At 61.0% G+C, this 22,870-nt stretch carries 26 protein-coding genes; 14 read left to right on the forward strand and 12 right to left on the reverse strand.

What is annotated here, in order from left to right; genetic code table 11:
• The first annotated feature begins 50 nt into the window (after positions 1 to 50).
• The 5 genes from WDN02_RS16315 (at position 51) to WDN02_RS16335 (ending at position 3,061) form a co-directional block, all read left to right on the forward strand.
• Positions 51 to 881: a folate-binding protein gene (locus tag WDN02_RS16315; protein WP_337294485.1), complete on the forward strand. Its 831-nt coding sequence runs from the start codon at positions 51 to 53 to the stop codon at positions 879 to 881.
• Positions 878 to 1,495 carry a DNA-3-methyladenine glycosylase I gene (locus WDN02_RS16320; protein ID WP_337294486.1) on the forward strand — a complete coding sequence of 206 codons (618 nt, stop codon included), beginning with the start codon at positions 878 to 880 and terminating at the stop codon, positions 1,493 to 1,495. Before WDN02_RS16315 ends, WDN02_RS16320 begins: the two co-directional genes overlap by 4 nt.
• A 1-nt stretch (position 1,496) precedes the next feature.
• Positions 1,497 to 2,153, forward strand: coding sequence for a phosphohydrolase (locus WDN02_RS16325; RefSeq protein ID WP_337294487.1), 657 nt, complete (start codon positions 1,497 to 1,499; stop codon positions 2,151 to 2,153).
• A gap of 113 nt (positions 2,154 to 2,266) precedes the next feature.
• Complete coding sequence (locus WDN02_RS16330; protein WP_337294488.1) at positions 2,267 to 2,779, forward strand: protein-tyrosine phosphatase family protein; 513 nt, start codon at positions 2,267 to 2,269, stop codon at positions 2,777 to 2,779.
• Positions 2,780 to 2,809: 30 nt separating this feature from the next.
• The gene (locus WDN02_RS16335) at positions 2,810 to 3,061 is read left to right on the forward strand and encodes an exodeoxyribonuclease VII small subunit (protein WP_337294489.1); all 252 of its coding nucleotides are present in this window, start codon (positions 2,810 to 2,812) and stop codon (positions 3,059 to 3,061) included.
• On the opposite strand, the gene WDN02_RS16340 is transcribed toward WDN02_RS16335, so the two are convergent.
• The 3 genes from WDN02_RS16340 to glyS form a co-directional block, all read right to left on the reverse strand.
• The gene (locus WDN02_RS16340; protein ID WP_337294490.1) at positions 3,062 to 3,976 is read right to left on the reverse strand and encodes an ion channel; all 915 of its coding nucleotides are present in this window, start codon (positions 3,974 to 3,976) and stop codon (positions 3,062 to 3,064) included.
• Between the two features lie 64 nt (positions 3,977 to 4,040).
• Positions 4,041 to 4,259, reverse strand: a complete 219-nt coding sequence (locus WDN02_RS16345) for a hypothetical protein (protein WP_337294491.1) — start codon at positions 4,257 to 4,259, stop codon at positions 4,041 to 4,043.
• Positions 4,260 to 4,606: 347 nt separating this feature from the next.
• Positions 4,607 to 6,721: a glycine--tRNA ligase subunit beta gene (glyS, locus tag WDN02_RS16350; protein WP_337294492.1), complete on the reverse strand. Its 2,115-nt coding sequence runs from the start codon at positions 6,719 to 6,721 to the stop codon at positions 4,607 to 4,609.
• A 240-nt stretch (positions 6,722 to 6,961) separates the two neighbouring features.
• Between glyS and WDN02_RS16355 the strand changes: the two genes are divergently transcribed.
• The 3 genes from WDN02_RS16355 to WDN02_RS16365 are packed head-to-tail and all read left to right on the forward strand — an operon-like array spanning position 6,962 to position 8,783.
• The gene (locus WDN02_RS16355) at positions 6,962 to 7,348 is read left to right on the forward strand and encodes a DUF6165 family protein (protein ID WP_337294493.1); all 387 of its coding nucleotides are present in this window, start codon (positions 6,962 to 6,964) and stop codon (positions 7,346 to 7,348) included.
• 60 nt (positions 7,349 to 7,408) lie between these two features.
• The gene (locus tag WDN02_RS16360) at positions 7,409 to 8,218 is read left to right on the forward strand and encodes an NAD kinase (protein WP_337294494.1); all 810 of its coding nucleotides are present in this window, start codon (positions 7,409 to 7,411) and stop codon (positions 8,216 to 8,218) included.
• Positions 8,202 to 8,783 (forward strand): NUDIX domain-containing protein, encoded by a 582-nt coding sequence (locus WDN02_RS16365; RefSeq protein ID WP_337294495.1) that lies wholly within the window; start codon positions 8,202 to 8,204, stop codon positions 8,781 to 8,783. Before WDN02_RS16360 ends, WDN02_RS16365 begins: the two co-directional genes overlap by 17 nt.
• Here the strand turns inward: WDN02_RS16365 and WDN02_RS16370 are convergent.
• Entirely contained in the window at positions 8,780 to 10,063 is a 1,284-nt protein-coding gene (locus WDN02_RS16370) for a DUF2336 domain-containing protein (RefSeq protein WP_337294496.1), read from the reverse strand. The two genes, WDN02_RS16365 and WDN02_RS16370, sit on opposite strands and share 4 nt — an antisense overlap.
• Before the next feature lie 90 nt (positions 10,064 to 10,153).
• Here WDN02_RS16370 and WDN02_RS16375 point away from each other — a divergent pair, with 90 nt between their 5' ends.
• On the forward strand, positions 10,154 to 10,795 hold the full coding sequence (locus WDN02_RS16375) for an aldolase/citrate lyase family protein (protein ID WP_337294497.1): 642 nt from the start codon (positions 10,154 to 10,156) through the stop codon (positions 10,793 to 10,795).
• A gap of 5 nt (positions 10,796 to 10,800) precedes the next feature.
• Here the strand turns inward: WDN02_RS16375 and WDN02_RS16380 are convergent, their stop codons facing one another.
• Both WDN02_RS16380 and WDN02_RS16385 read right to left on the reverse strand, forming a co-directional pair.
• The gene (locus tag WDN02_RS16380; protein WP_337294498.1) at positions 10,801 to 11,409 is read right to left on the reverse strand and encodes a flavin reductase family protein; all 609 of its coding nucleotides are present in this window, start codon (positions 11,407 to 11,409) and stop codon (positions 10,801 to 10,803) included.
• 10 nt (positions 11,410 to 11,419) lie between these two features.
• A complete protein-coding gene (locus WDN02_RS16385; protein WP_337294499.1) occupies positions 11,420 to 12,010 on the reverse strand; it encodes a nitroreductase in 591 nt (196 codons plus the stop codon).
• A gap of 111 nt (positions 12,011 to 12,121) precedes the next feature.
• Between WDN02_RS16385 and WDN02_RS16390 the strand changes: the two genes are divergently transcribed.
• The 3 genes from WDN02_RS16390 (at position 12,122) to WDN02_RS16400 (ending at position 14,904) form a co-directional block, all read left to right on the forward strand.
• Positions 12,122 to 13,096 carry a hypothetical protein gene (locus WDN02_RS16390; RefSeq protein WP_337294500.1) on the forward strand — a complete coding sequence of 325 codons (975 nt, stop codon included), beginning with the start codon at positions 12,122 to 12,124 and terminating at the stop codon, positions 13,094 to 13,096.
• A gap of 90 nt (positions 13,097 to 13,186) precedes the next feature.
• Positions 13,187 to 13,357, forward strand: coding sequence for a DUF3311 domain-containing protein (locus tag WDN02_RS16395; protein WP_337294501.1), 171 nt, complete (start codon positions 13,187 to 13,189; stop codon positions 13,355 to 13,357).
• A complete protein-coding gene (locus tag WDN02_RS16400) occupies positions 13,354 to 14,904 on the forward strand; it encodes a sodium:solute symporter family protein (RefSeq protein ID WP_337294502.1) in 1,551 nt (516 codons plus the stop codon). Before WDN02_RS16395 ends, WDN02_RS16400 begins: the two co-directional genes overlap by 4 nt.
• A gap of 5 nt (positions 14,905 to 14,909) precedes the next feature.
• On the opposite strand, the gene WDN02_RS16405 is transcribed toward WDN02_RS16400, so the two are convergent.
• The 3 genes from WDN02_RS16405 to WDN02_RS16415 all read right to left on the reverse strand — a co-directional run bounded on the left by WDN02_RS16405 (position 14,910) and on the right by WDN02_RS16415 (position 17,216).
• Positions 14,910 to 15,083, reverse strand: coding sequence for a hypothetical protein (locus WDN02_RS16405; protein WP_337294503.1), 174 nt, complete (start codon positions 15,081 to 15,083; stop codon positions 14,910 to 14,912).
• A gap of 148 nt (positions 15,084 to 15,231) precedes the next feature.
• Positions 15,232 to 16,914, reverse strand: a complete 1,683-nt coding sequence (locus tag WDN02_RS16410) for a cation acetate symporter (RefSeq protein ID WP_337294504.1) — start codon at positions 16,912 to 16,914, stop codon at positions 15,232 to 15,234.
• The gene (locus WDN02_RS16415; protein WP_337294505.1) at positions 16,914 to 17,216 is read right to left on the reverse strand and encodes a DUF485 domain-containing protein; all 303 of its coding nucleotides are present in this window, start codon (positions 17,214 to 17,216) and stop codon (positions 16,914 to 16,916) included. Before WDN02_RS16415 ends, WDN02_RS16410 begins: the two co-directional genes overlap by 1 nt.
• Positions 17,217 to 17,425: 209 nt before the next feature.
• On the opposite strand from WDN02_RS16415, the gene cobS reads away from it, so the two are divergent.
• Complete coding sequence (gene cobS, locus WDN02_RS16420) at positions 17,426 to 18,226, forward strand: adenosylcobinamide-GDP ribazoletransferase (RefSeq protein ID WP_337294506.1); 801 nt, start codon at positions 17,426 to 17,428, stop codon at positions 18,224 to 18,226.
• A 223-nt stretch (positions 18,227 to 18,449) separates the two neighbouring features.
• Entirely contained in the window at positions 18,450 to 19,772 is a 1,323-nt protein-coding gene (locus WDN02_RS16425; protein WP_337294507.1) for a DEAD/DEAH box helicase, read from the forward strand.
• Between the two features lie 84 nt (positions 19,773 to 19,856).
• Here WDN02_RS16425 and WDN02_RS16430 read toward each other — a convergent pair whose 3' ends face one another.
• From WDN02_RS16430 to surE, 3 genes are all read right to left on the reverse strand, one after another.
• Positions 19,857 to 21,059: a M23 family metallopeptidase gene (locus tag WDN02_RS16430; protein WP_337294508.1), complete on the reverse strand. Its 1,203-nt coding sequence runs from the start codon at positions 21,057 to 21,059 to the stop codon at positions 19,857 to 19,859.
• Positions 21,060 to 21,240: 181 nt separating this feature from the next.
• Positions 21,241 to 21,936 carry an rRNA adenine N-6-methyltransferase family protein gene (locus WDN02_RS16435; protein WP_337294509.1) on the reverse strand — a complete coding sequence of 232 codons (696 nt, stop codon included), beginning with the start codon at positions 21,934 to 21,936 and terminating at the stop codon, positions 21,241 to 21,243.
• Positions 21,937 to 22,057: 121 nt separating this feature from the next.
• On the reverse strand, positions 22,058 to 22,858 hold the full coding sequence (gene surE / locus WDN02_RS16440) for a 5'/3'-nucleotidase SurE (protein WP_337294510.1): 801 nt from the start codon (positions 22,856 to 22,858) through the stop codon (positions 22,058 to 22,060).
• Positions 22,859 to 22,870: the final 12 nt, after the last annotated feature.

The raw sequence follows: 22,870 nt of genomic DNA on the forward strand, positions 1-22,870 counted from the left end.
GTTCGGGCCGATTAAATACGATTGGGGTGTAACGCAAGCCGGAATAGTTCATGGACAAAGGCGCAAGTTTCCTCGCTGACCGAGGCGTTATCAGAATTTCGGGCATCGAGGCGCTGAGCTTTCTGCATAAGCTCGTCACCAACAGCCTGCTCGACCTGAAGCCGGGAGGGGCCCGCTATGCGGCGCTGCTCTCCGGTCAGGGAAAACTCCTGTTCGATTTTTTCGTAATTCCCATGCCTGATGGCTGCCTGCTCGATTGCCCCCGCGCGCAAATCGCCGACCTCATCCGCAAGCTTACGCTGCACAAGCTGCGCACCCCGGTGACGATCGAGGACGCGAGCGCCAGCCTGGCCGTCGCCACCGTTTGGGGAGAGTCGGTGCCAGCAGATTTCTCAGGTCTCGCCTTTGCCGATCCGCGCACCGCCGACATGGGGCTTCGACTCATCGCTCCGGCCGAGGCGCTGGCCTTCGCGACGACCCCGCAAGACGCCTATGAGGCGCATCGCACCGCGCTTGGCGTGCCCAAAGGCGGCGTCGATTTCCCCTATGGCGACGCTTTCGTGCATGATGCCGATCTCGACTGGCTGCATGGCGTCGATTTCAACAAGGGCTGCTATCCGGGCCAGGAGGTCGTCGCGCGCGTGCATTTCCGCAAATCGGCGCGCAAGCGAATCGTCAAAGTTCACTTTGATGGGCCGCCGCCGGCTTCGGGCAGCGAGGTGATGATGGGCGATATCAACATCGGCCACATCGGCTCCGTCGCCGGTGCGCAGGGCCTTGCCATGCTGCGGCTCGATCGCGTCGAAGATGCGCGAACGGCCGGCACGAAACTTACCGCCGGCGCCGCCGCGCTCAATGTCGCACCGGTGCCGCCGCAATGACGCACACGCACGAACATCCCGACGGCAAGACGCGCTGCCATTGGCCCGGCGTCGATACGATCTATCTCGCCTATCACGATGATGAATGGGGCGTGCCAGAATTCGACGACCGCGCCTTGTTCGAGAAATTCATTCTCGACGGATTCCAAGCCGGGCTTTCGTGGATCACGATCCTGCGCCGCCGCGAAAGTTTCCGCAAAGCCTTCGATTATTTCGAGCCAACCAAGATCGCCCGCTACAAACCGGCGAAGCTCGCAACCTTGATGCAGGACGAAGGCATCATCCGCAATCGCGCCAAGATCGAAGCTTCAGTCACCTCCGCACAGGCCTATCTTGCCTTGCAGGAGCAAGGCGGCTTCAGCAAATACCTCTGGGACTTTGTGGATGGCGCGCCAATCCAGAACAAGTTTCGCACTCAGGGACAAATCCCGGCTGAAACGCCGCTCTCGGCCAAAATCTCGAAAGACCTGAAGCAACGCGGTTTCAAATTCTGCGGCCCAACAATCGTCTATGCGTTCATGCAGGCCGTCGGCATGGTCAACGACCATATCGTGCCTTGCTGGCGGCACGACGCCGTGGCGGCGCTCGCCAAGCATCACGCCAAGGGCCGCTGACATGGCCGCGCGCGCCTGGGTTCGGCTGCCGTCCGGCAAACGGCTCGACCTTCTCAATCCGACCCCGTTCGATTGGGAGGACGAAGATCTGGCGCTCGGTCTTGCGCGTACCTATCGCTGGGGCGGGCATTCAGCCTGGCCGCTGCCACTGTCCGTCGCGCAGCATTCGTTGTTCGTGCTGCAATTGCGGCGGCGGCGTTTCCCGGAGGCGAAGGACGTGCGCGCCGATTTGCGCGAATTGTTGCACGATGCCGACGAAGGCCTGCTCGGCTTCGATTCGATTTCGCCACTCAAGCCATTCCTAGGCGAGGCCTATCACGATCTCGTCGTGCGTCTGCAAAGTGCCATCGACGTGCGCTACGGCCTGTCGGCCTGGACGGCGAAGGAAAAGCGCCTTCACAAGGAGGACGACAGGATCGCCGCCGCGACCGAAGCCGTGCGAGTCGTCGGTTGGACCGAGGACGAGGTTCACCGCGTACTGCGCATCCCCTACGACCCGCTGGCGCAGGACCCATTGCAGCCGGTCTATGGCGACGCCGCCTTCGCGCCCTGGCCCCCGCAACTGGCGGCGGAGCGATTTCTCGCCGAATTACGCGCACTGACCGAGGCTGCCGCGCTGCCGGGCGTGAAAAATAAGCTAGAAAAATCAATCGTTTAAAAAAGTTATCGCATCTAACGGCATGATGCCCTCGCCCGGCTCCGACGAGACGATTAGAATGGCGGCGGCGCGACGACTCGGCCGCCAGCCAATTCGATAAGAGGAATCGCCCGGTGCCGCGTATTCACGTCTGCTCCCTGTCGCGGATCGCCGACCTCACCGAGGCGACGGGCGCCAAGTCGCTCGTCACTCTCGTCAATAACAATATTCGCGTGTCGCGGCCGTCGGCCATCGCGCCGGAACGTCATCTTCATGTGGCAATCTCCGATATTTGCGAAGCGATGGAGGGGCATATCCTCGCCGAAGAGGATCACGTGCAGAGCCTCATCCACTTCGTGCGCGCCTGGGACCGGGCCGAGCCGATCGTGATCCATTGCTATGCGGGTGTCAGCCGTTCAACGGCCGCCGCCTACATCACCGCCTGCGCGCTCAAATCCGACGTGGACGAGACCTCACTCGCGCAGCAATTGCGGCGTGCGTCGCCCACCGCGACGCCGAACATGCATCTCGTCGCTTTGGCGGACCGCATCCTGGCGCGCGACGGACGCATGAGCGCAGCCATCAAGCAGATCGGCCGCGGCGCGGATTGTTTCGAGGCCGAACCTTTCGTACTTGAACTCGACTGATCCATTCTCTCTTTTCGACGCGAGCCAAATGTGAGCACCGATCAAAACGACGACATCAGCACGCTGAGCTTCGAGACCGCGATGAAAGAACTCGAGTCGATTGTCGAACGGTTGGAAAAAGGCAATGTCGAGCTTGAGGAATCGATCGCGATCTACGCGCGCGGCGAGGCTTTGAAGAAGCGCTGCGACGATTTGCTAAAAAACGCCGAGGAAAAAATTCAGAAGATCACGTTTGGCGCCGACGGCAAGCCGGCCGGCACCGCGCCGCTCGACGCCGAATAATCAATTAGGTTCAGGCTCGGGCGCGGCATTTTCCGGCTCCGTCCAGCCGATACGGGACAGATCGGCGATCGTGCGTCCCTGCTCGTCCACCGCAACAGCATCGGCATAGCGGCTGCCAAACAGGACTTCGCTCGGATCGTAGTCCTTGCCGTCGTAGACATTCGCCGAAAGCATCGGATCGCGGGCTTCGATCGAAAGAAACAGGCGCATCACGAATTTCTGAAAGCTTTCTGCATCGTATTTGTAAAGCGGACTCGTTTCGTCGATCTTGTGCATCAGCGTCCATGTCAAGCCGAAGACCGGGATATGCGAGCGCGACAGATTGAGATCATAGACGCGGCGGAAGAATTGGCCTTCAGACGTCCATTCGCTGATCAGAGCGGAAAGCTGCGCTTTCGCCTCCGCCATGGCATGGGCCCGTCCGTTGCCGACGCGGATCATCAGTGTGCGTTCGCCATTGAAATGCCCGACGACTGCATTCTCTGCGTAAATGACCCGCGCGCGCGGCCGCGAGAAGCGCACGAACACAAGGCCGGTCATGATCGTCATGAAGGTCATGCCGGCGAAGATTTCGACCGTCGCGACAACATGGCCGTAAAGCGTTGCCGGCGACATCACGCCATAGCCGACTGTCGCCAGCGTCTCGATGCTGAAGAAGAACGCATCGGTCAACGAGCCCGGCCGCGCGTTAACAAGACTGCCCGGCTGCGCCAGATAAAGCAACGCAAAGAGAAAGTTGAGCGAAAGATCGACGCCAAGAAATAGAGCCGCAAAACGCGGCCAGCTCATCGCCAGCGCGAAGTGATAAGGATCGCGCCAATCGAGCCGGCGCGCATCGCGTCCGCGCAGCACGAAGGCCCCGCCGCGGACCGTCATGCCCATGGATTTGAGTTTCCTCGCCTTCTCGTTCGCCATAAGCGCACCTCCGCCGATCCGGCTTTGGTAGCGAATCGGCGGAGAAAGTCGAGGGTGACGTTTTTTAAGCGAATTTCAGGCTGACGGGCTCGCCGCTGATCTCGAAATCGGCCTTGTAGGCTTGGGATTCTTCCTCGGCGTAGCGCAGCGCCGCCGCCTGATCCCGGAAGACACCGCCGCAGAGGCCGTGCGTCTCAATGACAACCCAGCGCGCCAATTGATCGCGCCCGACAACAAAATGCGGCCAATCGGCAGCCGCCTCGCCTTGCTCTTCGATGTGCATCGACCGTCTCTCAATGGCCGGACAGAAGATCGGCGGCACGCACAAGCATGCAGAAAACGATGATGCAGGCGACGACGCCTGCAAATAAAACTTCGGGCCGTATGATAATACTGGGCTCGGTGGCAGCATTCCGAGCACGTGCTCTCGATCTCATCTTGGTCTCCAACGCCGAAACCCAAAGCGTTTTCGAGCGAAGTGGATATCGCTTCGCGTAAAGAAAACGCGTCAGAACAAATCCCGGCAGCGCCTGGAATCTGGCGAAGCGGCCATATAGATTCGAGAGGGATCGAAACGGCGCGAAATATAGGGATGACGACTGCCAGGAAAATTCTTTACCCGGCAGTCTCTTAACCCGAGATTTTGGAGAAGTCGGCGACGCGGTGAACGGCGTCGCGGAGACCGCTCAACAGCCGCAACCGGTTCAGCCGCAGCGCCGGATCGTCGGCATTGACCGTCACCTTGTCGAAAAACGCATCGACCGGCGCGCGCAAATGCGACAGCGCCCGCATGGCGCCGGCAAAATCTTCCGAAGCGATGGCGCGGTCGGCCTCAGAAACGGCGATGCCGAGGCTGTTCGCCAGCACCTTTTCTTCCGGCAGAACGAGTGCTCCGGCAGAGAAAGCTTCGGCGTAACTTTTAGCCTCGCCGGCACCGGCCTTTTTCTCTTCGGCGCGCAGAATGTTGGCGGCGCGGCGATAACCGGCAAGGAGATTCTTGCCGTCGTCGCTCTCGAGAAACAAGCCAAGCGCCTCGACGCGACGAACGACTAAGTAAAGGTCATCTTGCTCCGGCAGGCTGAAGACCGCATCGATCAGATCGTGCCGCGCACCCTTGTCGCGCAGATAGACTTTCAAGCGATCGGCGAAGAAGCCAAGCACGCTCGATGCAAGATCATTCGGAACGCTTTTAAGATTTGAGTAACCTTCGCGCGTCGCCTCTATCGCTGCTGTGATGTGCAGCCGCAGATTATTTTCGAGGATGACGCGGATGATACCCAGCGCCGCGCGACGCAGTGCATAGGGGTCCTTACTGCCGGTTGGCTTCTCTTCGATGGCGAAGAAGCCGACGAGCGTGTCGAGCTTGTCGGCCAGCGCCACCGCGATCGAAACCGGCGCAGCGGGAATCGAATCCGACGGGCCTTGCGGGCGATAATGTTCCCCGATGGCCGTCGCGACGTCCGCCGCCTCGCCATGCGCACGGGCGTAATATTGGCCCATCAGGCCCTGCAGCTCGGGGAATTCGCCAACCATTTCGGTGACGAGATCGGCCTTGGCGAAACGTGCCGCATGAGCGGCTTTACCGGCGTCGGCGCCGACGTGCGGCGCCAGCCAACGCGCAAGTTCGGCCAACCTTCTGACCCGCTCGGCCTGCGAACCGAGTTTGGCATGGAAGACGATATTTTTGAGCTTTGGCAGACGATCCTCAAGTTTTACTTGAAGATCGGTATCGTAGAAAAACTTCGCGTCCGATAGCCGCGCCCGCACGACTCGGGCATTGCCGGCCGCAATCGCCGCACCACCGTCCGGCGCCTCGATATTAGCGACGAGGACGAATTTATTGGCAAGCGCACCGGTCGCGGCATCGCGCAGAACGAAACATTTCTGGTTGGCGCGGATCGTGGCGCGGATCACTTCCGGCGGCAGGGCCAGAAATTCCGCATCGAAAGCGCCGATCAGGACAACCGGCCATTCGACGAGCCCGGCCACCTCATCCAGAAGCCCGGTGTCTTCGACCAGTTCCAGCCCCTGCGCATGGGCGAGATTGCGCGCGTCGTGGAAGATGATGTCGCGCCGGCGTGCCGCATCGAGCACCACTTTGGCCTTTTCGAGCGACGTCGCATAATCGTTGAAACGGCGCACGCGGATCGCGCCGGGCGCCATGAAGCGATGGCCGTGCGTGACGTTGCCAGCCGTAATACCGGCGATGGAGAACGCGACGACCTCCGGCTCCTCGGTCTCCGGCCCGAACGTCGCAAGGATCGAATGGAGAGGCCGCACCCAGCGGAACGCCTCCGGCTGCGCCGATTGCGCCCCCCAGCGCATCGACTTCGGCCAGGGGAAATTGGTCAGGATCGGCGGTAGAATGTCCGCCAGAACTTCCTCTGTCGCTCGGCCCGGCCGTTCGATCGTCGCGACGTAGAAATCTCCCTTTTTCGGGTCGCTCTCGATCTGTGCTTCGGCAATATCGGTGAGACCGGCGCTTTTCAGAAAACCGTTGATGGCGGCAGCCGGCGCGTCGGTGCGCGGGCCTTTGCGGACGTCCTTCGTGTCGCGCTGGCGCGGCGGCAAACCCTCGATGTGCAGCGTGAGACGGCGCGGCGTGACAAAACTGCCGGCGGATTCGCCGAAAATATTCTGCGCGGCCAAAGCATCGGTGACGAGCTTTTTCAGGTCGTCCGCCGCCTGCGCCTGCATGCGGGCGGGAATTTCCTCGGAAAAAAGCTCAAGCAAAAAATCGGGCATAGGATCCACGCAAAGCCGCGTCTCGGGGCGCGAGGCGCTTCTAGCGCGCTTTCCGGCCAGATGGAATCATCTGGCCGACAAGAAATCGCGCCAAATCAAAATATTGGAGCGTGTTCTGATCGGAAAAGTCATGCAACTTTTCCGGAACACGCTCCTATAGGTGGGCGGGTTGCATTTCAACGTATTGCGGGTGAGCGTGGGAGCGTTTAAGAGCGAAACGCGTCCGCAGGGGGGCCGCCCATGCCCATTTTCGTCGAAATCGCCGCCGGCGAGTTGATCGACAAGATCACGATTCTCGAGATCAAGCTCGATCAGATCAACGAAACGGCCAAACGCGCCAATATTCGCCGCGAATATGAACTGTTGAGTGCCGTGCTCCAGGAGCAGATCACGCCCGGCGAAGAGCTTTCGGAACTCACCGCAGCCTTAAAGGCCGCCAATCAGGAATTGTGGCACGTCGAGGACGATATTCGCGAGTACGAGCGCGCCAAAGACTTCGGCCCGGAATTCATCGCCCTCGCCCGTTCGGTCTATCAGACCAACGACCGCCGTGCGGCATTAAAGCGCGAAATCAACGCCTTGTTGCAAAGCGCGATTATCGAGGAAAAAAGCTACGCCGCCTATTGAGCCAGGCGGCTACCGGCGGCAGCCGGCTGCGGTGTTCAACATGCGGTGGACGAAAGCCCGATGATGACCGACACGAACGCCAACGCACCCGGGAGGCGCATCGCTTTCCTCAGCGCGAACACGCCCGAGGCCGAGGCGGCGCGGTTACGCCTGATCGAGCTTTATGGCGATAGCGATCCGGAGACGGCGGATGTCGTCGTCGCGTTGGGCGGCGATGGGCTCATGCTACAGACGCTGCATCGCTTCATGCATACCGGCAAGCCGATCTACGGGATGAACCGAGGCTCGGTTGGCTTTCTGATGAACGATTACCGCGAAGACGATTTGATCCAACGGATCGACGATGCGGAATCCTCCGTCATCCATCCGCTGGCGATGATCGCGACCGACATTCACGGCAAAATCGCGACTGCGATGGCCATCAACGAGGTCTCGGTTCTGCGGCAATCCTATCAAGCGTCGAAAATTCGCATTTCGGTCGACGGCAAGGAGCGCCTCCTGGAACTCATCGCCGACGGGGTGCTGTTGGCAACCCCGGCCGGCTCGTCGGCGTATAATCTTTCGGTCGATGGGCCGATCCTGCCGCTCAATTCGCCTCTGATGGCCCTGACGCCGATCTCGGCCTTCCGGCCGCGGCGCTGGCGCGGTGCGCTGCTGCCTGATTCTGCACATGTGACGCTCGACGTGCTTGAGGCGGTCAAGCGGCCCGTCGCCGCCGTCGCCGACCATTTTGAGTTCAAGGAAGTTGTGAAAGTCGAAATCGCAATGGACCATGCGACGAACCTCGTCATTCTGCACGATCCCGGCCATTCGCTCGACGAGCGGATCCTGCGCGAACAATTCGGCTTTGAAGATGAACGACGCGGTTAAAATTCTTCGCCGTGAAGTGGTTTCGCGCGGCTTCGGTCTGCTCGAACGCGTCACCTTCTGGCGGCGCCAGTTCGACGGCAAGCCGCAGGAGATTGAGCGCGAATTCTACGATACCGGGCCTGGCGCTACGATACTGCTTTACGATCCGGAGCGGCGCTGCATCCTGCTCGTGCGGCAATTCCGTCCGGCGGTCTATCTCGTCGAAGGCCGCGACAGCCTGCTCGAAACCTGCGCCGGCAAGCTCGAAGGTGCAGAGGCGCCGGAGCGCATCGTGATGGAAGTTCTGGAGGAAACCGGCGTCAGGATCGGCGCGCCGACATTCCTCTTCTCCGCCTATATGAGTCCCGGCGTCTATGCCGAGAAAATCAGCTTCTTTACCGCACGCTATTCGGCTCAGGACAGGATCGCGGCGGGCGGCGGATTGGCGGACGAAGGCGAGGACATCGATGTCGTCGAACCGAGCCTCGACGAAGCGTTGGATATGATCGCGCGTGGCGAGATCGAGGATGCCAAGACGATCCTGCTCATCCATTACGCCGTGCTGCATAAATTGATGGAGAGCTAGGCTGCCGCGAGTTCTGCTTCGATGGCCGCGAGATCGATAATGATGCCGACAGGCATCGTTTCGGCCGCGTCCTGATCAACGAGCAGCAGCGGCGGTTCGTCCGCACTGGACAAGTCGGGCAGCGCCATACGCTCGACGCCCGCCACCGCGCGTGGCAGAGCCGCAGAGAATTGTCTGGCTTCATCTCGCGCGGCTTCAGCCGCGAAGCGGCGTAGAACCGCAAGCAGCGAATCGAGTTCGCCGGCGTTTTCGGCCTTGCATGCCGTCAACACACGCTCGACCCTCTGGCGTGACAGACTCGCACCCGTCGCGTCGCCCATATCGCCATTGCCAAGTGCTTCGATCGCCGCACGGAAGGCTGGCATCAAGGCATCCGGCATTCCCGCCTTGCGGTAAAGCGCGGCGAAGCCTGCGCCGCGCCAGTCGCGCGCGAGGCCTTTCACCCGCATGATTGGCAATCCCGAAAGTTCGGCAAGCGCCGCTTCAAGCAGGCTGACATTGCCGGAGAGCAACGCGCGCAGAAGCAGGCTCGCGGTGAGCTGTCCACAGGTGCGCAAATGGGCGATGAGCGCGACAGCACCATCGCCCTCTTCGCTCGTCGCAGCAATGATGACTCGCGCCTGCTCGCAAGCGTCGCGCATCACACGCTGCGCGCGCTCGCCAGACATCCATTCCCGTTCGGTGACGAAAGCCCGCAGAGCATCCGCCATGGCGGCGACGAGGTCGGCCCGCAAGGCCGTCGGCAGACCGGGCCGCGTCAACAAGGCTTCGCGCATTTCGGCATCAGAACCGAACCGCTCGACCATCCGGCGCAGCGAAAATGCCGGCAGATCGGCGCCGGGATTGATGGCAAGCGAGATCAGCGCCTCGCGGGCGCCGACTTCGGCAATTGCAGCCGCAACGGCCGCCGAAACGACGGGACGCAGCGCAATCGCGGATTGGGCAATCGCATCGCCGATCGCCGCGCAATCGATGAGATCGGAATCGGACAGAACCGGCGACCGGCCGAGCACGATGGAGGAAATATCCGATTGGTCATCGGCGAGGCCGAGAACGATATGATGCGGGGCATCTGGCGCGCTGGCGAAGGCCTCGGCGAGCGCGCGGCGCACAAGCGGCGACGAATCGTCGAGCAGACCGGTCAGCGCCAGATCTGCCTCTCCCCGCTCGGAGGGCTCCAGATCGGTGATGAGATAGACGCGTGCCAGGGCCGCCGCCGCTTCCGCCCGCTGCACTGCGCTGGCGGTCCGCGCCCAATTCATAAATCGACGCACAATCATCGGAATGTCCTGCACGCAGCGGCAAACGCGGCGTCTTAAGCTCTCATTCACCATCCGCGATCATGGTAAACGTACCCTTAAGGCAGAGACATGCGCGTTCATCTTTTCGTTCCGTCCGACCCGGCAACACTCGACAAAGCGGCTGCGAGCGGCGCCGACGCGCTTTGGCTGAAAGGCCCAATTGGAGCGGACGCCCTACGCGCGGCACAGCAGCGGGCGGCGAATCCGAAGCTCTACGTCTGCCTCGGCGCTCTCAATGGCGCGTTCGACAATGATCTCGATGCCGCAATGTGCGCCGCGCCCGACGGAATCGTTCTGCCAACCTGCAACGGTGCGGATGTGCAGCATCTCGGCATCAAGCTCGCCGTCCGCGAAGCCGAATTGGGACTTGCCGACGGCGCAACCCAGATTATTGCGCTTGTCGCCGCGTCCGGCACTATTTTTCAGTTGGGCAGCTTCGTGAGCGCAAGCCCGCGGCTCGTGGCGCTCGCCTTCGACGCGCAGGCATTCGCAGCATCGCTGGAGATCGCCGATTTGAGCGCACCGCCGCTCGACCTCGCGCGTAATCTCACGCTTCTCGCCGCGAGGGCCGCTGGCGTCGCGGCCATTCTCGCGGACGATGCAGTAGCAAATTCACCCGATGCCGGCAAAGCGGCGAAGCGCGACGGCTTCGACGCGATACTTGTGCGCGATCCCGCCGACATTGCGAGCGCGCGCGCCAATCTCAAATAGAGTCTTCAGACGCGCCGCGGGCGCGGCATCTCGAACAATTTGTCGGTCACGGCGTAGTCCATATAGCCGCAGCGTGCGATCGGCCGCATGGCCGATGTATCGACCCGTCCGTCTTTGATGAAAGCATCGTCGACATAGACACCGACAACCTGACCGAAAACGAGAACATTGCCCGTCAACGCCCCGTCCAAATCCTTTAAGAGTAGAATATCAATGACCTTACATTCGAGTGCAGCCGGACTTTGCGCGACGCGCGGCGGCGCGACGAAACGCGACGGTGCGGTTTCCAGCCCTGCATAGGCGAATTCGCTCTCACCACGCGGCAGATTTGCCGATGAGAGATTCATAGGTTCGCGCAGATCGTAAGTCGCCATGTTCCAGACGAATTCGCGCGTCTCGCTGGCGAACGTCGCGGAATCTTTCCAACCCTGGGACGACAGCATCACAATCGGCGGATGATCCGCAACCGCATTGAAGAAAGAGTACGGTGCGAGATTGAGCGCACCGCTTTTGCCTTTGGTCGAAACCCAACCGATGGGCCGCGGCGCGATCAGCGCCTTGAAAGGGTCGTGCGGCAGCAGATGTCGGTCGCGGTGCTCCGGCGTATAGAACACGATTGGCCCCTCATCCCTCGAACTCGGTGACGATATCCGCGAGCTTGGGACGCGCCCGGTCTTCGCGCGGCCCCGAATCATGACCGATGTGAATATAGCCTGCGATCTTCTCGTCCTTGCCGATGCCGAAACGCTTCAATACGGCGCGGTCGTAGCTATGCCATTCCGTCAGCCAGATGCTCGAAAATCCGAGCGCGTTGGCAGCGACTTCAAGATTGAAGCAAACCGCGCCCGCGCAGAGCACTTGCTCCCATTCGGGGACTTTATGCTCCGGTTCGGTACGCGACACCACGCCGATCACCAGCGGCGCCATCGTCAGACGGCGGCGTTCCTTTTCGAGTTCGGATGCGCTCGCGTCCGGATGTGCCTTTGCATAAACCTTCGCAACGATCTCGCCGGCCTTTTGCTGGCCTTCGCCCTCGAACACAATGAAACGAAACGGCACGATTTTGCCGTGGTCGGGAACCCGAGACGCAAGCGTCAGGAGCAGGTCGCGTTCCTCGGCGCTGGGGGCACGCCCTGCCATCGTGGCAGGCGGCGCCGAGCGGCGCCTCTGCAAAAGTTCGATCATGGAATTGTTCAAATCTATCGCCTTTTTCATCCAAATTCGGCGCTGCTCATGGCATGGAATGCCTTGCGGCGCACGTCTTTTCACGCGACGGCGCCCTAGCGATGGCCATGACAAAGCCGGATTTCCTGCTAGATTCTCTCGATGATCCGGTTTGCTCGCCACTGCATGCCCGCCCTCGCGGTGCTTTCTCTCGTTTTCGTGCTGAGCGCTTCATGGCAAGCCGCTGCGCAGGACAACGATTCCGATGCCATCGCGCCAATGATTCCGCGCGGCGGCCTTCTCGGCCCGCGCCACGACAACGAAGCACAGACGCCGCATAATACTCTGCTGCTCTCGGCCTTGCTCAGTGCCACCGACCTGCACCCGGTCACATCGGGTCTCAAATGGCGCGTCTTCGACGAAGTGACGGAGGCCGACGGATCGCACAGGCTTGTCGCGGAATCGAGCGAAGCCTCACCCTCATTCTCGCTGCCGGACGGTAATTACATCGTCCATTGTGCGATGGGCCTCGCGGGCATGACGCAACGCGTCATGATGGCTGGCGCGCCGACGAGCGAACGGCTGCTGCTCAACGCGGGCGGCCTGCGGATCGTGCCAGTGCTCGGCGATCAACCGATCAATCCCGCAAAATTGACGATTTCGATCTACGTGCCTGAGCACAACAATGCGGAGGCCAAACTCATTCTCTCCAAAGCCCGGGCTGGTGATGTCATCGGCCTGCCGGAAGGGAATTATCACATCGTCTCGACGCTGCTCGACACAACCGGCTTTGGCACGATGGCGCAAAACGGCATCGCCAATGCGACGAACTCGGTGGTCAACGCGGACTTGCGCGTTCAGCCCGGCAAGCTGACCGACGCGACGCTGCGCCACCGCGCCGCCGTGATGACGCTGAAGCTCGTCAATGCGCCAGGCGGCGAAGCCTTGGCCAATTCGGCCTTCACCATTCTCACACCCGGCGGTGACGTGATCCGCGAACTGATCGGCGCCTTTCCCTCACTCGTCTTGGCGGAAGGCGAATATGTCGCCATCGCCCGGCACGGCGACAAGACCTATCAAGCGACCTTCAAAGTCGAATCGACGCACGATCGCGACGTCGAGGTCGTCGCGCGCTGATCTCAGCGACCGTGCGGCTTGATCGCAATTGCCCGCTTCTGTAAGTCTTGCCGTCAACGAAAGAACTTGCCGACGCCGCACGGGGGAAAGATGAAATATCTACTTTTGAGTCTGCCCTCTTTAGCGACGCTGCTGGTGCCGTTTTACAATTCCACTACGCCGCGTCTGTTCGGATTTCCGTTCTTCTACTGGTTTCTGATTGTCCTGATTCCAGCCTCCAGCCTTGTGACGTATCTCGTCTATAAGGGGGAGAAGCGGTGATCGATCATCTGAATTGGATGGCCGCCGGCGTTTTCATCGCTTTCTTCCTCCTCGTCACAATTCTGGGTTTCGTTGCCGCGCATTGGAAACGCGGCGATCTGAACGATCTGAACGAATGGGGCCTCGGCGGACGCCGGTTCGGCGCCTGGATCTCCTGGTTCCTGATCGGCGGCGACATCTACACCGCCTATACCGTGATCGCGGTGCCCTCGGTCGTTTACGCCGTCGGCGCCTACGGCTTTTTCGCCGTGCCTTATACGATCATCATCTATCCCCTGCTCTACGCGACCTTCCCCCGGCTTTGGGCGGTGGCGCATCGCAAGAATTATATGACCGCTGCCGATTATGTGCTTGGCCGCTACGGCAATAATTGGCTGGAGCTTGCCGTCGCCTTCACCGGCATATTCGCAACCATGCCTTATATCGCGTTGCAGCTCGTCGGCATGGAGCGTGTCATCGACGCGCTCGGCTTCCAGGGCCATGGCATCATGAGCCACCTGCCGCTCACCATCGCCTTCGTCATCCTGGCGCTTTACACCTATCGCAGCGGATTGCGCGCGCCGGCCATGATCGCTTTCGTCAAAGACATCATGATCTATATCTTTGTGCTTGCCGCAATCGTCATTGTACCGATGAAGCTCGGCGGCTATGGCGCGATTTTCGATGCAGCGGGGGCGGCGCTTGCCAAGAAAGCCGCGGTCAGCGGCGGCAAGATCGCTGCGGGCCTGTTGCTTTCGCCCAAGCAAATGTTGCCCTTCATCACGCTCGCCATTGGTTCAGGCCTCGCGCTGCTGATGTATCCGCATTCTATGACCGGGATGCTCTCGGCCCGAAGCGGCAATACGATCCGCATCAATGCCGTGGCACTTCCCGCCTATTCGGTGATGCTCGCGCTGATCGCTCTGATGGGCTATATGGCGCTCGCAGCGGGCGTGCATGTCACCAATCCACAAGATGCCGTGCCGCACCTGATCCTCGCCGTCTTTCCCGATTGGTTTGTCGGCTTCTGCTTCGCCGCAATCGCCATCGGCGCGCTGGTTCCCGCCGCAATCATGTCGATCGGCGCGGCCAATACGTTCACGCGTAATATCTGGAAGCCGTTCATTCATCCTGCGATGAATTCGCAGGAAGAGGCCGTGCTCGCCAAGCTGATGTCGCTGATCGTCAAGGTCGGCGCGCTTGCCTTCATCCTCTTCGTGCCGACGAAATTCGCGCTCGATCTGCAATTGCTCGGCGGCATGTGGATGGCGCAGGTCTTCCCCGCCGTCATTTTCGGGCTTTATACGCGCTGGTTCAATGGCTGGGCGCTTCTCGCCGGCTGGGCGACCGGCATGGTGCTTGGCACGTGGCTCGCCTGGACGCCGGCGGCCTGGGTGCCAGTACATGCTATCTTCGGCTCAAATCTCACCGTCTATAACGGCGTCACAGCTTTCGTCGCGAACGTATTGGTCGCGGCGGTGCTTTCAGCTTTGTTGCCAAATACGGCGCTCGACGAGACGCGCGCCGAAGATTACGCCGACCTGCCGGAAACGGCGGTCGCTAAATAGTCACGTCAGCAGCCTGTCGTCGGCCCGGTCGCGTCGCCGCACCGCATGGCGGAAAAATCATTCAGATGTTGCGGCTGCTGTGTGGAGGCTGATGTAGATGCGGACGGCGACGGGAGCCCGAGCGGCCCACATCCGGCAAGGCCGAGCGCGAGAAGTGCAAGCGCGATCTTTTTGAGCATTCCGCACCCCCGGTTTAAACTTATTGTGATCGTGGAGTATGGCCGACCCCCGCAGCCGTCGCTAGGGCTTTAAAGCCACACTGCGGGGCAGCGCATATGGCAAAAAGAGGGCGTGGACGACGGTCCAATGCCCTCTTTTTTCAATGTTTTAGTACCCTGACGAGCCGCTTGCGCCAATGCCCGTCTGCGCCCGCACGAATTGTGCATCGAACCCGGCCTTATCCTTGGCCGCTCTTGCGCTGTTGTCGAGCTTCGAGAAGACGTAGATGCCGATAAATGCGATCGTCATCGAGAACAGCGCCGGATTGGTATAAGGAAACGGCGCCGAGCCTTTCGCGTGCCCGAGCACCTCCACCCAGACGCTTGGCGACAGAACAACACCAATGAGCCCGGTGATGAGACCGAGGAAGCCGCCAATGACCGCGCCGCGCGTCGTCATACCGCGCCAAAGCAGCGACATGAGCAACACCGGGAAGTTGCACGAGGCGGCGATCGCAAACGCAAGACCGACCATGAAGGCAACATTCTGTTTCTCGAAAACGATCCCGAGCAGGATCGCCACGATGCCGAGGACGATTGTCGCGACCTTCGAGACCCAGACTTCATCTTTCTCATTCGCATTGCCGGCCTTGATCACCGTCGCATAGAGATCATGGCTGATTGCAGATGCGCCCGACAACGTCAGTCCTGACACGACCGCAAGGATCGTGGCGAAAGCCACCGCCGAGATGAAGCCGAGGAAAACATTGCCGCCCACCGCAGCCGCGAGATGAATCGCCGCCATGTTCGCGCCGCCCCTGATAGCCAAAATGCCCTTGGCCGGATCGGTCAGATAGGCGGGGTCGGTCGAGACGAGCGCAATCGCGCCAAAGCCGATAATGAAGGTCAGGATGTAGAAATAGCCGATGAAGCCGGTGGCATAGAATACCGACTTGCGCGCCTCTTTGGCGTCGGCGACAGTGAAGAACCGCATGAGGATATGCGGCAGGCCGGCGGTCCCGAACATCAGCGCGATGCCGAGCGATACGGCCGAGATCGGATTGGTCACAAAAGACCCCGGTGCCATGATCGCCTGTTTCTTCGGATGTACCGCGACGGCCTTGGCAAAGAGCGCCTCAGGGCTGAAGCCGAAATGCGCGAGCACCATGAAAGCCATGAACGTCGCCCCGGCAAGCAACAAGAAGGCCTTGATGATCTGCACCCACGTCGTCGCCACCATGCCGCCGAAGGTCACATAGACGATCATCAGCACGCCGACGATCACCACTGCGACCCAATAATCGAGGCCGAAGAGTAATTTGATAAGCGAACCAGCACCTACCATTTGAGCAATCAGGTAGAAGGCGACAGTCACCAGCGTGCCGCAGGCCGCGAGCACGCGGATCGGCGCCTGTTCGAAGCGAAACGAAGCGACGTCGCCGAATGTGTAACGGCCGAGATTGCGCAGCGGTTCGGCAATCAGAAACGTGACGATCGGCCAGCCCACAAGGAAGCCAACGGAATAAATGAGCCCATCATAACCCGAGAGGTAGACCAGGCCGGAAATGCCGAGGAATGACGCTGCCGACATGAAATCGCCGGCGATGGCCAGACCATTTTGCAGGCCGGTGATGGACCCGCCGGCCGAATAAAATTGCGCCCGCGAACGCGCCCTGCTGGCCGCCCATTTCGTGATCGCAAGAGTGATGAGGACAAAAACGACGAACATGCCGATTGCGACCCAATTGGTCGGCTGTTTGACCGTATGCCCGGTCAAGGCATCGGCTAGGGCGAGCGATGGTACGACGCAGGCAAGCAGCACGGCCGCCGGGAAAAGCTTCAAGCGTGACATCACTTGCTCTCCTCGACGATCTGCTGGGTCAAGGCGTCGTAAGTCGCGTTGGCGCGCGCGACATAAATGCCGGTGAGAACAAACGCGGCGACTATGACGAAAAGACCAACTGGAATACCGATTGTCATGACGCCGCTGCCGATCGGCATGCCGAGAAATTTGGGATCGAACGCGATCAACAGGATGAACCCGAAATAGATCACGATCATCAGCGCAGTCAGCGACCAGCCGAGCGATCGCCTGGCTGATACCAATTCCTGAAATTTTGGATTGCTTTCGATAGCCTGGATGTCCCCAGCCATGACGTTCTCCCTGGATATTATCGAGCGCCGTTTTCATTTTGACGCTTCTGGCGCGGCGTTCCCGTCTGTTGCGAGACTGCTTTGCTCTTCGACCATACACGACCGTCAGATACGGTGTGAGGTGGTATTTTGCAGAATTGCTGGAAACGCGGTGGATTCAGCGAAAACGGACGCTCGACAAAGCAAACGCACCGTCTGAAACTGCGGAGATGAATTTTCCCAACATCCGCGAAGTCCTGACTGAATTCGCCGCCGATCTCGTGGCGTGCCTGCGCTTTTACTCGCGGCTGCCGATCCCACCGCTCGGCTTCGAATCAAATCCCCATGGGGCCGAAATATCCGCGCGGGTGAAAATGTTGCCGCTTGCTGGTGCGCTGATCGGCAGCCTCGCGGCGCTCGTCCTGCTACTCGTCACGGAACTCGGGCTGACGTCGCAGATCGCCGCGATTTTTGCGATCTTCGCGCTCATCATCGTCACCGGCGCCTTTCATGAAGACGGCCTCGCCGATTTCGCCGATTCGACAGGCGGCGCCACGCCGGAACAACGACTCGTCATTATGAAAGACAGCCGGATCGGCACTTTTGGAACGCTCGCATTGCTCGCAAGCGTCTTGCTGCGGATTTTCAGCGTTTCGATTCTGGCGCGGCACAATATCGCTTTGGCCGGTCTCATCCTGATTGCGACAGGCGCTGTTTCCCGCACGCTGGGGCTGATGCCGCTCGCTCTTTTGCCGCCCGCCCGCGCGGAAGGTGCAGGATTTTCGGCGCGGAGCGATCAGCCGCCGTTACGGATGGCGGCCCTCCTCACCTTCATTATCAGCCTTTTGCCGCTACTGGCCGGCGCCAGTCTTTGGCGCGTTCTCGGCGGCCTATTGGTCAGTGCCGCCGCGGCCTATGGCATGACGGCGCTGGCGCGGCGCCAGCTCGGCGGCCAGACCGGCGATGTCGCCGGCGCCGCGCAGCAAGCTGCCGAGATCGCAGCCTATCTCGTCTTTGCTGCGCGGATATGAGCCCTTCGTTGACGCGGCGGGGCAAAACCTGTAAAGCCTGAATCGCTGCATCGCAGCATGATGTGCTCCAGTCGCGTAGGCTGATCAAAAGATCGGCGATCTGTTGAGCGCCTCCCCACATCCAGCCGGCAGCCCGATACGCGGGGCGGTCTCAAACCCTCGTATGAGTTCGCGTGCGTCCTTCTGGACGCGGCGCGGGGTCTGCCTTGAAGAAAGACATTCAGTGACACAATTTTCCGACCTCGGCCTTTCCGAGGTGCTGCTTCGCGCCCTCCAGCAGGAGGGCTACGTACATCCGACACCGATCCAGGCGCAGGCCATTCCGTCCCTGCTCCAGGGCCGCGATCTGCTGGGCATCGCCCAGACAGGCACAGGCAAAACCGCCGCGTTTGCCTTGCCGATCCTCAATCGTCTCCTCCACGACAAACAGCGGCCGGCGCCGCGCAGTGTCCGCGCGCTGGTGCTGGCACCAACCCGCGAGCTGGCGGTGCAAATCACCGAAAGTTTCCGCACCTACGGCCGGTTTGGCCATTTAAGTGTCGCGACGGTCGTCGGCGGCGTGAGCAGTGTCGGCCAGATCAAGGCCCTCGCCCGTGGCGTGGACATTCTGGTGGCGACGCCCGGACGCCTCCTCGATCATCTCTCAACCGGCAACGTCCGGCTCGATATGACCCAGGTGGTCGTGCTCGATGAAGCCGACCACATGCTCGATCTCGGCTTTATCATTCCGATCCGCCAAATTATCTCGCGGATGCCAAAGGAGCGTCAGAGCCTGTTCTTCTCGGCGACGATGCCGAAGGAAATCGCCGGGCTTGCCGCCGACTTTTTGCGCGATCCCGTCGAGGTTAAAGTCACGCCCGTGGCGGCAACTGCCGAGCGCGTCGCGCAGGAGGTTTACCTCGTCGATGCGGCCGCAAAGCGCAGCCTGCTTGTTGAATTGCTGGCGCAGCCGGCGTTTCAGCGCACCATCGTCTTCGCCCGCACGAAGCACGGCGCCGATAAGGTCACGCAGCATCTCGAAGCTGCAGGCATTCCGTCCGCTGCGATCCACGGCAACAAGAGCCAAGGGCAACGCCAGCGCGCGCTCGACGCCTTTCGCGCCGGTCGCACCAAGGTTCTGGTCGCGACCGACATCGCCGCCCGCGGCATTGATGTGGATGCTGTCACGCATGTCGTGAATTTCGAACTTCCCGACGTTCCGGAGACTTACGTCCATCGCATCGGCCGGACTGCGCGGGCCGGCGCAGAAGGCATCGCCGTCTCGCTTTGCGACGATAGCGAAAAGCATCTTTTGCGGGCGATCGAAAAACTGACCCGGCAGACGCTGTCGGTCACGGATCGGCGCACACCCGGCGTCCACCGCGCCGAACCAGCCGATCGCCAGAGGCAACGGCCGAACTCGCACGAGCAGAAACGTCATCCGCAGCGCGCGAACCATCGTGGCGCGCCCCAGGCAAAACCGGGACAGGCCGCGCGGCCGACAAAACGGCCAGCCTTCCGCGGCCGCCCGCGCCGTAACGCCGACGCTGGCCAGCCGGCGAACTAACCGCAACGTCATCGCGAGACGAGAAATAAAAAAGCAGTCCAGAAAACTCTGGACTGCTTTTTTTTGCAATCATGTGGCGGCGGCTTAAAGCCCAGCGAGATATTGCGTGGGATCGACCGGCGTCGCGCCCTTGCGGACTTCAAAATGAAGCTGCGGCGATGTGGCGTTGCCAGTCTCGCCCGACTTGGCAATGATCTGCCCGCGCCGGACGACTTCGCCGTGCTTGACGTCGAGTTCGCCATTATTCGCATAAGCGGTCACGAAGCCATTGGGATGACGGATCAGAACAAGGTTGCCGTAGCCGCGCACTTCGTTGCCGGCATAGACGACCACTCCCGCCTCGGCCGCCTTGACCGCAGTACCTTCCGGCAGCGCGATATTGATGCCGTCGTTGGAACCACGGCGATATCCTTCGGTAATACGGCCGCGCGCCGGCCAGCGGAATTCCGGCGCAGCATTGGCGAGCGCCGCCTGCTGGTCATGCTCGGATTCCAGGGTCGCAGTGGGCATGCGATCCACCGAATGCGTCGATGGCGCGAGCATGGCCGCCCGAGTATGAACGGGCACGATTGGATCGGCCTCGGCGTCGTGGCGCGCATGCGACTTCGCGATATGCGCCAGCTTTTCATGCTTTTCGCGAAGCACCAGCTTTTCATGCGCCCGTTCTTTGGCCTCCGCGATGCGGCTGCGGCGCGTATCCGCCGGGTCCGGCCCGCGAACGAAATGCAGATGCTCTTCATGCAGGCGTGCTTGCGCGCGGCGCTGTTCGTCACGCGCCGCGGAAAAGCGTACGCCGCTCGATGCCGCGAGTCCGGCATTATAGGTCGGAATAACGATATGCGCGCCGGGGCGAATTTGCGCGGCAGAAGCGTAGCCGTTGGTGTGAACCAAAGCCTCGGTCGGAATTCCATAGCGGCGCGCGATGATCTCGGCGCTTTCGCCGTAGGCAACGACCACCGGCATGCCGCCTTCTGCGGTCCAACCGGCGACGCTCTGGCGGACGGGTGACGTCTGCGTGTCACTGCCGCTCCAACCGCGCGAAGCCACATGCTGGCTCTGGTAAGACGGCGCCGTGTAAGCTGCACTCGAATGGGAATAATAGCTGCCGCTCGGCGGCGTCAGCGGACGCGACTCGACCGGATGCGTCGGTGCGTAGGATTGCGTCGGCTCGGAAATGCTCGCCGTCGGCGTACGATCAACATCGCCGCGGAAAGGGTCCGAGAACGGGTTGGAAAGGCGATCTGAATCGGCGCAACCAGCAAGCAGACCGGCGCAGGCGCCAATCATGAAAAGGCGTATCGTAAAACCTGAGCTTAAAGCCGACGCAAAACTAGCCATGACGCAACCCACAGACGAAAATCGTGGATCGCATTAAGGAAGCAAGCGAGTTAAGGGAGCGTTTAAGATGAACGCCGCTTCACCTAATTCCCTCGCATTTTAGCTTAATGCGACGTTAACGCGGCCTGCCTCAAAGAACCTCGGCCACGCCGGGCAACAAGGCCTGCAAACGGCACGTGCCGAGTTCCGTCTCTTGCATTTCGCCATCTTTGCCGTGACGCAACTCGACCAGTATCTGCCGGCGCGGAAGGCGCGCATGAGGGCGCGCCATGACAATCCGGCCCTCTTCCGACAACAGCGCGGCGAGCGACGGCGGCAGGTTATCGAGCCGCGCGTGAATCAAGATGCGATCGAACGGACCGGCGGAGGCCGGCAGCGCGAGCCCGTCGGCGAAGACGATTTCGGCATTCTGTTTGCCCAAGCGTTCGAGCCGCAGCCGCGCCGCCAAAGCCAACGTCTGAAACCGCTCTACAGACCTGACCTGCGCCGCCAATTCAGCGAGGATCGCCGTCGCATAGCCGGAGCCCGTGCCGATTTCGAGCACGCGATGGTCAGGCCCGACGCCGAGCGCTGCGATCATCCGCGCAACCAGCGAAGGCTCGGACAGAGTTTGACCGCAACCGATCGGTAAAACAAGATCGCGCCGCGCGAGATCGACAAACCGGTGCGGCACGAACATCTCGCGCGGCACTTTTTCGAGAGCCCGCAAGAGATCAAGATCGCGAATGCCGCCGGAGCGCAAACGCAGCAGAAAGGCGGCTTTTTCTTCGGCACGCGCGGCGGCGGCATTTTCCTCCGCAATGGCCAATGATCTGCTTTTGCTCAAGATCTGCGTTCCTCACCCGACGCAGCCATGCCCGCCGCGCTGGTGACGCAGCCGAATCAGACGGAGGCTCATGTTTTCATGATTTAGGCCAGGCTTAAAGCTGGCCGCCGAAGCCCAACAGCTATTCGGCGCGTTCCTTGGGACGAGGAATAAATTCAGGCTTGTCGAAGATGCGCGTGTAGCGCGTGACCGATACCTCGTCCGTCATGTCGAGCTTGAGCGGCGTCACAGAAATGCGGTTGTTCCAGAGCGCATCGAGATCGGTGCCGGGCCGGCGCGCGCTGGCGTCCCGATCGAAGGCAACCCAATAATAGGGGTTGCCACGCCCATCGTGGCGACGCTCAAGCCGGGCCAACTGCATGTCGCGTCGCCCTTGCAGGGTGACGGAGACGCCCTCGACATCTCCAGCCGGACAGCCGGGGAAATTCAGGTTGATGAGAACATCGCGGTCGATGCCCTCGGCAAGAAGGGATTCAATGATCCGCGGCGCATGAACTTCGGCGCAATCCCAATCCAATTCGTCGTGATCGGCCGGATGATAGGTCTGCGACAGCGCGATGGAACGAATACCGAGAATCGTGCCTTCGATCGCTGCCGCGATCGTGCCGGAATATGTTACGTCGTCGGCGACATTCGAGCCGCGGTTAACACCGGAAAGAACGAGATCCGGCTGGCGCGTCCGCAAAATCTCGCGCACGCCCATGATCACGCAATCCGTCGGCGTGCCTTTAACGGCGAAACGCCGTTCGGAAATCTTGCGCAGCCGCAGCGGATCGTTGAGCGAGAGCGAATGCGAGACGCCGCTTTGGTCATGCTCCGGCGCGACGACGATGACATCATCGGAGAGCTGCGCGGCAATCCGCTCGAGGACCTGAAGCCCAGGTGCATGAATGCCGTCGTCATTGGTGACCAAAATGCGCATCTTAACCGTGAT

It is taken from the genome of Methylovirgula sp. (genome assembly GCF_037200945.1).
Taxonomy (GTDB): domain Bacteria; phylum Pseudomonadota; class Alphaproteobacteria; order Rhizobiales; family Beijerinckiaceae; genus Methylovirgula.